Origin of the sequence: Anaeromyxobacter sp. SG17 (genome assembly GCF_022690695.1) — a bacterium.
Classification (GTDB): Bacteria; Myxococcota; Myxococcia; order Myxococcales; family Anaeromyxobacteraceae; genus Anaeromyxobacter; species Anaeromyxobacter soli.
In genome coordinates this window covers 63243-70465 of sequence record NZ_JALCYX010000022.1, presented here as the reverse complement: position 1 = coordinate 70465, position 7223 = coordinate 63243, and the positions used below count along the sequence as shown (strand labels likewise).

The 7223-nt window shown below is 75.6% G+C and carries 6 protein-coding genes and 1 pseudogene; 5 read left to right on the top strand and 2 right to left on the bottom strand.

The features are described 5' to 3' along the window. Positions 1-215, top strand: a pseudogene (locus tag MNY60_RS10935) (FHA domain-containing protein); the annotation flags it as partial. Here MNY60_RS10935 and MNY60_RS10930 read toward each other — a convergent pair. Both MNY60_RS10930 and MNY60_RS10925 read right to left on the bottom strand, forming a co-directional pair. After that, entirely contained in the window at positions 202-987 is a 786-nt protein-coding gene (locus MNY60_RS10930) for an enoyl-CoA hydratase-related protein (protein WP_242339114.1), read from the bottom strand. The pseudogene MNY60_RS10935 and the gene MNY60_RS10930 sit on opposite strands and share 14 nt — an antisense overlap. A gap of 218 nt (positions 988-1205) precedes the next feature. Next, positions 1206-1757, bottom strand: a complete 552-nt coding sequence (locus MNY60_RS10925; RefSeq protein WP_242339116.1) for a response regulator — start codon at positions 1755-1757, stop codon at positions 1206-1208. Positions 1758-2019: 262 nt separating this feature from the next. Here MNY60_RS10925 and MNY60_RS10920 point away from each other — a divergent pair, with 262 nt between their 5' ends. From MNY60_RS10920 to MNY60_RS10905, 4 genes are all read left to right on the top strand, one after another. Next, the gene (locus MNY60_RS10920; protein ID WP_242339118.1) at positions 2020-2793 is read left to right on the top strand and encodes an SDR family NAD(P)-dependent oxidoreductase; all 774 of its coding nucleotides are present in this window, start codon (positions 2020-2022) and stop codon (positions 2791-2793) included. A gap of 115 nt (positions 2794-2908) precedes the next feature. Continuing rightward, positions 2909-4267: a TrpB-like pyridoxal phosphate-dependent enzyme gene (locus MNY60_RS10915; protein ID WP_242339120.1), complete on the top strand. Its 1359-nt coding sequence runs from the start codon at positions 2909-2911 to the stop codon at positions 4265-4267. A 14-nt stretch (positions 4268-4281) separates the two neighbouring features. After that, the gene (locus tag MNY60_RS10910; protein ID WP_242355358.1) at positions 4282-5880 is read left to right on the top strand and encodes a cation:proton antiporter; all 1599 of its coding nucleotides are present in this window, start codon (positions 4282-4284) and stop codon (positions 5878-5880) included. Next, a complete protein-coding gene (locus MNY60_RS10905; protein ID WP_242339124.1) occupies positions 5877-7202 on the top strand; it encodes a cation:proton antiporter in 1326 nt (441 codons plus the stop codon). The genes MNY60_RS10910 and MNY60_RS10905 overlap by 4 nt, the downstream gene beginning before the upstream one ends. Positions 7203-7223: the final 21 nt, after the last annotated feature.

The window sequence follows — 7223 nt, the reverse complement described above, 5'->3', positions numbered from 1 at the left end:
CGACGCCGCAGCCGCCGCAGCCGGTGCGCGCGCCGCTGCCGCCCCGTCCCGCGACCGAGCCCGCCCGCGCCCCCCCGGGAGACGGCGCGGGCGCGATCGCCCGGCGCGCCCTCGTCGCGGGCCTCGCCGCGCTCCTGCTCGGTGCTGCCGCGGGGTACGCCATCGGGACCGCGACCGCTCCCCCCGCGCCGCCCGCGGCGCTCACTCGCCCCTGAAGCGCGGCCGGCGCCGCTCCTGCCAGGCGGCCCGCCCCTCGCGCATGTCGGCGCTCTCGAAGGCGCGCCGCCTGAGGTCCGCGATCTCCCCGCGCTCCGGGTCCGAGAGCCCGCGCTCGTGCGCGCCCTCGAGGAGCCGCAGGATCCGCTTCATGCCCCGCACCGCCAGCGGCGCGTTGGCCGCGATGTCTGCGGCGAGCGCGAGCGCGTCCCCCTCGGCCGCCTCCGCCGACGCGACGCGGTTCACGATCCCCCAGGCGAGCGCGGTCTCGGCGTCGATCGGGCGCCCCGTGAAGAACAGCTCGCGCGTGCGCGCCGCCCCGACGAGATCGGCGAAGCGCCGCAGGCCGCCCTCCGGGTACACGACGCCCAGCTTCGCGGGCGGCATCCCGAGCTTCACCCCCGCGCGCGCGACGCGCAGGTCGCAGGTGACCGCGAGCTCGAACCCGCCGCCGAACGCGCCGCCGTTCAGGAACGCCACCGTCGGGCACGGCACCGCGTCGAGCGCCGCGGCGGTGCGCTCGACCGCCTCGTCGGGCCGCTCGCCGCGCGCCGAGGTGAGCGAGATCTCGGCGAGGTCGAAGCCGGAGGAGAAGGCCTCCTCGCCGGCGCCGCGCAAGACGAGGCAGCGCACGCCGCCGTCCGACGCCGCGACGCACGCGGCCTCGAGCTCCTCCAGCGCCTGGAAGTCGAGCGCGTTCCGCTTCGCCGCGTTGTCGAGGACGAGGACGCGGACCGGGCCGTGATCCTCGGCGCGTACGCGAGGCGCCATCGGCTACTCCATCACAGCGGTGTGAATCCGTGACGTCATGCGCTCTCCGCTCGCCAGCCGTGAGGGACGCGCGACGTTAGCCCGGAGGCACGCATCCGGCAACCCGCGCGGAGGTCGAGGCGGGCGGCGAGGTGCTCGGCGCGCTCGCCGCAAATGAAAAGGGTCCGCGCGAAGGCGGACCCTTGCAGCGATGGTACCGGGGGCGACCACTCCTCGGTTTACCGGCGTGAGACCGGTATCGCGTGTAGTCGATGGATGGCCATCGGCTCGCGCGACGTCAACCCCGCGGAGCTCGTGGCCCCCGCGGGGGAAGCGGGCGCGCGCAGCGCCTCGCGCACCGCGTCGGCGAGCGCCTCGTAGCTCACGGGCTTTCGCAGGAAGCGCGCCACGCCGAGCGCGGCGAGCCGCGCCTCCTCGCTCGCGCCACCGCTCGAGGCCGCGATGACGGGGAGCGCGGCGAGCAACGGCGCGGCGCGGATCCGCTCGACGAGCGCCACGCCGGACATCGTCGGCATGAAGACGTCGGTGACGACGAGGTCCACCGTCGGCGCGCGCAGGAGGCGCGCGAGCGCCTCGCCGCCGTCGCGCGCGCGCTCGATGGCGAGCGGTCGCCGGTCGGCGCTCGAGAGCCGCCGCAGCGCGGCCTCGTACATCGACGCGACGAGCGTGTTGTCCTCGACGACGAGCACCCGCGGGACGGCCACGGCGGCGGACTCCCCGGAGCTGGCGGCGGCGAGGGGGATCGAGCGGGAGCGGATGTCGTCGTTCACGGTGCCTCCGGACTGTCGAGGCATCATCGCTCGATAGGGCGAACGTGGCACGCGCTACGGGTGAACCCTTCTCGGGCGTCATGGGGTCTCGGGACGCTCTTCGGCCGGGCGGGAGGGGTGGGCGATGCTCGCACCGGGTGCGACGTGCGCGCCGGTCACGGGAGCCCTCTGGGCCGCGAAGTTCGAGCCGGCTCGTTGCGAGCGGCGCCCGCCCGCCGATATCGTCCGAAGGTTCCCTCACACCTCACACCGAGGAGGCAGCATGCAGTCCCTGCAAGGACGGGTCGCGCTCGTGACCGGCGGCGGACGGGGCATCGGGCGGGCGATCGCGATCGCGCTCGCGCGCGCGGGCGCAGACGTCGCGGTGGCCGCCCGGACCGTGCCCGAGATCGAGGCGGTCGCGGCGGAGATCGCCGCGCTGGGCCGGCGGACGCACTTCTTCCCCCTCGACGTGTCCGACCGCGCGCGCGTGGCGGCGGCGCCGCGGGAGGTCGAGGCGCAGCTCGGGCCGGTCGACCTGCTCGTGAACAACGCCGGCATCCACGGCAGCGCGCCGCTGCAGCGGCTCGACGACGCGCAGTGGGACGGCATCCTCGCCGTGGACCTCACCGCGCCCTTCGTGCTCACCCGCGCCTGCCTGCCCGGCATGTACGAGCGCCGCTTCGGCCGCGTGATCAACGTCGCCTCGGTCGCCGGCAAGATCGGCCTCAAGTACGGAGCGGCCTACGCGGCGGCGAAGCACGGGCTCATCGGGCTCACCCGCAGCCTCGCGCTCGAGGGCGCGCGCAAGGGCGTCACGGCGAACGCGATCTGCCCGAGCTGGACCGAGACGCGGATGATGCAGGAGGCGGCGCACGACGTGGCGATCGCCACCGGGCGGAGCGAGGCGGAGGCACGCGAGGCGATGCTGCGCGAGAACCCGCTCGGCCGCGCCGCCCTGCCGGAGGAGGTCGCGGACGTCGCCGTGCTCCTCGCGTCGAACGGCGCCATCACCGGGCAGGCGATCCACGTGGACGGCGGCGAGGTGATGGCCTGACCGGCCCCGCTCGCGCGAACGACCGGGCGCTCTCCCGCCGCCCCGGAGCCCGGGCTCTTGACGCGCTGCGCCTCCACCTGCGCTAATCGGCCTCTTTTTTTCCTCGAGGAGACCCATGCAGCAGACCAAGTACCTGCTCGGCGAGGACCGCATCCCCACCCACTGGTACAACGTGGTGGCGGACCTCCCCGCGCCCCCGGCGCCCGTGCTCCACCCCGGCACCGGCGCGCCCGTGACGCCCGCGGACATGCTCCCGCTCTTCCCGCCGGCGGTCCTCGAGCAGGAGATGTCGGGCGAGCGGTGGATCCCCATCCCCGAGGAGGTCCGGCGGATCTACGCGCTGTGGCGCCCCTCGCCGCTCTTCCGCGCCCACCGGCTCGAGGCGGCGCTCGGGACCCCCGCGCGCATCTACTACAAGTACGAGGGCGTCTCACCGGCGGGCTCGCACAAGCCGAACACCGCCGTGCCGCAGGCCTACTACAACAAGCTCGCGGGCACGAAGCGGATCGCCACCGAGACCGGCGCCGGCCAGTGGGGCAGCTCGATGGCGCTCGCGTGCCGGATGTTCGGGCTCGAGTGCACCGTCTACATGGTGAAGGTTTCGTTCCAGCAGAAGCCCTACCGGAAGAGCATGATGCAGCTCTGGGGCGCGGAGGTGGTGCCCTCGCCCTCCCCCCGCACCGCCGCCGGGCGCGCCATCCTCGCGCAGGACCCGGAGAGCCCCGGGTCGCTCGGGATCGCCATCTCGGAGGCGGTCGAGGACGCCGTCTCGCGGGAGGACACCCGCTACGCGCTCGGCAGCGTGCTGAACCACGTCTGCCTGCACCAGACGGTGATCGGGCTCGAGGCGAAGGAGCAGCTCGCCCTCGCCGGCGACTACCCCGACGTCATCGTCGCCGCGCACGGCGGCGGCTCGAACTTCGCCGGCGTGGGGTTCCCCTTCGTCGCCGACAAGGCCGCCGGCAAGCAGGTCCGCATCGTCGCGGTCGAGCCGTCGTCCTGCCCGACGCTCACGAAGGGCGTCTACGCCTTCGACTACGGCGACACCGCCCGGATGGCGCCCATCACCAAGATGTACACCCTGGGTCACGACTTCATGCCGCCCGGCATCCACGCCGGCGGCCTGCGCTACCACGGCGCGTCGCCCCTCGTGTCGCAGCTCGTCCACCACGGGATCGTCGAGGCGCGCGCGGTCGGCCAGCTCGGCTGCTTCGAGGCCGCCACCCTCTTCGCGCGGACCGAGGCGATCATCCCGGCGCCCGAGTCGTCGCACGCGATCCGGGGCGCCGTGGACGAGGCGCTCCGGGCGAAGGAGGAGGGCAAGGAGCGGGTGATCCTCTTCAACCTCTCCGGCCACGGGCACGTCGACATGGCGGCCTACGACGACTACTTCGCGGGGCGGCTCGAGGACGCCGAGTACCCCGCCGAGAAGGTCGCGGCCTCGCTCGCGAACCTCCCGAAGGTGAAGCTCTAGCTTTGCCCGGCCGCATGCTCCCGGGCGGCGCGCGCCTCGCCGCGGCCACGCTCGCCGCCTGCCTCCTCGTCGCCTCGGCCGCTCCGGCCGTGGCCGCGGAGCCGCGCGCGCAACCAGGCTCCGTATCGACGGCGACGCCGGCCCCGGCCCCGGCCCCGACGCAGGCCCAGGACGCGACCGCGACTCCGACCCCGCTCCCCGCCCCCGCGGACGCCCCCGCCGATCCGGCCTTCCCGCGCCTCGACTTCGCTCCCCACGAGCCGACGCCCGACCGTCCCCCGCCGCGGGCCCTCCCGCCCGCGGCGCCGAACCCGTCGCTCGCGCCGGTGCTCGAGTCGCCCGAGCGACCCGAGGCGGTCACGCCGCCGCAGCGGCCGGCGGTGGTCATCCGCACCATCATCGGGCTCGCGCTGCTCGTCGCCCTCGCCTACGCGGCGGCGCACCCGGCCGTGGTGCGCTGGGAGCGGCGCATCCGCGTCTCGCAGCTCGTGGCCGCCGGGCTCCCCTTCATCGCGCTCGGGATGATCGCCCGCGCGCCGCCGTTCGCCGTGCTGTCGGACGACGTGCTCGCCCAGCTCGCCCCGGTGCTGCGGCTCGGCCTCGGCTGGATCGGCTTCATCGTGGGGTTCCGGCTCGACGCGCGGGAGCTCTCTGGCACCGACGAGCGAGCGGTCGCGTCGGCCGCGCTGCTCAGCTCGCTGCCGTTCGCCGCGGTCGTCGCCGGCGCAGCCGCGGTGCTCCTGCCGGCCGGCCCGCTCGCGGAGCGGCTCCGCGACCCGGTGTTCCTGCGCGACGCGCTCGTCCTCGGCACGGCCGCCTCGATGACGGCCGCGACGGTCCCGCACCTCCTGCCTGCTCGCACGCCGCCGGCCGCCGTCGCGGTCCTCGGCCGGATCGTCCGGCTCGAGGAGATCGCCGGCATCCTCGGGCTCGCCCTCGTCGCGGCGTACTTCCGCCCGCAGGGGGACGCCGTGACCTGGCGGCTCCCCGGGACGGCGTGGCTCATGCTCACCGCCGGCGCGGGCACGCTGCTCGGCCTCGTCGTCCTCGTCCTGCTGCGCCGGGCGCGGAGCGGGCCCGAGTTCTCCGTGCTGACGCTCGGCTCGGTCGCCTTCTCGTCGGGCCTCGCGGGCTACCTGCACCTCTCGTCGGTGGTGGTCTGCTTCGTGGCCGGCGTGATCCTCGCGAACTTCCCGGGGAAGCACCAGGCGCGCTTCCGCGCCGTGCTCGACCTGCTCGAGCGCCCGGTCTACCTCGTGCTCCTCGTCATCCTCGGCGCGCTCTGGCCCACCCGGTCGGTCACCGGCTGGCTCCTCATCCCGGTGTTCGTCGGCGCGCGCTTGCTGGGGCGCTGGGCCGGCGCGAGGGTGGCGGTGCGCATGGGCGCGCTCGACCTCGACGCGGGTGCCCGCCGCGTCGTCATCGTGGCGCCGGTCGGGTCGCTCGCGATCGCCATCGTCGTGAACGCGCAGCTCCTCTATCCCGGCGGCTCCATCGCCGACGCGGTGGTGGCGGTCGTGGGCGGCGCGCTCGCCACCGAGGCGCTCGTCCACACGTTCGGGCGGGGCCGGATCGCGCCCGCCCCCGAGCCGCGCGGGGAGCCGACGCCGTGATCGACGCGGTCCTCCTCGCCCTCCTCGCCGGCCTCATGCACGCGGCGCGCACGTTCTCGACGGGCGGCGCCCCGCCCGCGGGGACCTCCCTCGGCTTCGGCTACCTGCTCCTCACCGCCTTCCTCTCCGGCCGGATCTTCGCCGCGGTGCGGCTCCCGAAGCTCACCGGCTACATCGCGGCGGGCGTCGTGGTCGGCCCGTCCGTGCTCGGGTTCCTCGACTCGGCCGTCGTCGAGAACCTCCAGATCGTGAACGGGGTGGCGGTGTCGCTCATCGCCCTCACCGCCGGGACGGAGCTGCGCCTCGCCCGCATCCGGCCGCTCGCGCGCACCATCGGGATCACCACCGCGATGGGCGTCGTCGGGGGCGCGCTCGCCATCGCCGCGACCCTGCTCCTCCTGCGCGGTCAGCTCCCGTTCCTCTCCGCGCTGCCGGCCCTCCAGGCCGCCGCGGTCGCGCTCGTGCTCGGCGTGGTGCTCGTCGCCCAGTCCCCGGCGGTGGTGGTCGCGCTCTCGGACGAGCTCCGCGCGGACGGCCCCGTGACGCGCGTCGTGCTCGGGGTGGTGGTCCTCGCGGACCTGTTCGTCATCGTGCTCTTCGCCCTCGCCTCCGCGGCCGCGAAGGCGGCGCTCGGGGTCGCGGGCGGGGCGAGCGCCGCGGTCGGGCACATCGCCTGGGAGCTCCTCGGCTCGATCGTGGCGGGGTTCGTCCTCGCGGCGCTCCTCGCCGCCTACCTGCGCTGGGTCCGGCGGGGCGCGACGCTCTTCGTGCTCGCCGCCGCCTTCGTGGTCGCCGAGGTGGGCCAGCGCATCGGGTTCGACCCGCTCCTCGTCTCCCTCACCGCGGGCGTCCTCGTGCGCAACCTCACGCGGCACGGGGACGAGCTGCACGAGCTCGTCTCGGGGGCGTCCCTGCCGGTGTACGTCATCTTCTTCGCCGTCACCGGCGCGAAGCTGCACCTCTCGGCGGTCCCGCCGGTCGCGCTGCCGGTGCTCGCGATCGTGGCGGTGCGGGCGGCCTCGCTGCTCATCGCCGGACGGATGGGCGCGCGCGCGGCGGGCGCGCCGCCGGAGGTGGCCCGCTGGGCGCCGTTCGGGCTCTTGCCGCAGGCCGGGGTCGCGCTCGCGCTCGCGCTCCTCTTCGCGCGGGCGTTCCCGGAGTTCGGGGGCGAGGCCTCGGCGGTGGCGCTCGGGGTCGTGGCGATGAACGAGATCGTGGCGCCCGCCGTGTACCGGCTCGCGCTCCTCCGGAGCGGGGAGGCCGGGCGCGTCGAGGCGCGCCCGACGCCGGCGCCCACGACCGCGCGAGCCGAGCAGGGCTGATTGCGCGGCGCGTCGTGCCCG

Bases quoted from the DNA above. Each gene is read 5' to 3' on its own strand.
- MNY60_RS10920 (WP_242339118.1), top strand. From the start codon at position 2,020: ATGCAGTCCCTGCAAGGACGGGTCGCGCTCGTGACCGGCGGCGGACGG.
- MNY60_RS10930 (WP_242339114.1), bottom strand. From the start codon at position 987: ATGGCGCCTCGCGTACGCGCCGAGGATCACGGCCCGGTCCGCGTCCTC.
- MNY60_RS10915 (WP_242339120.1), top strand. From the start codon at position 2,909: ATGCAGCAGACCAAGTACCTGCTCGGCGAGGACCGCATCCCCACCCAC.
- MNY60_RS10910 (WP_242355358.1), top strand. From the start codon at position 4,282: ATGCTCCCGGGCGGCGCGCGCCTCGCCGCGGCCACGCTCGCCGCCTGC.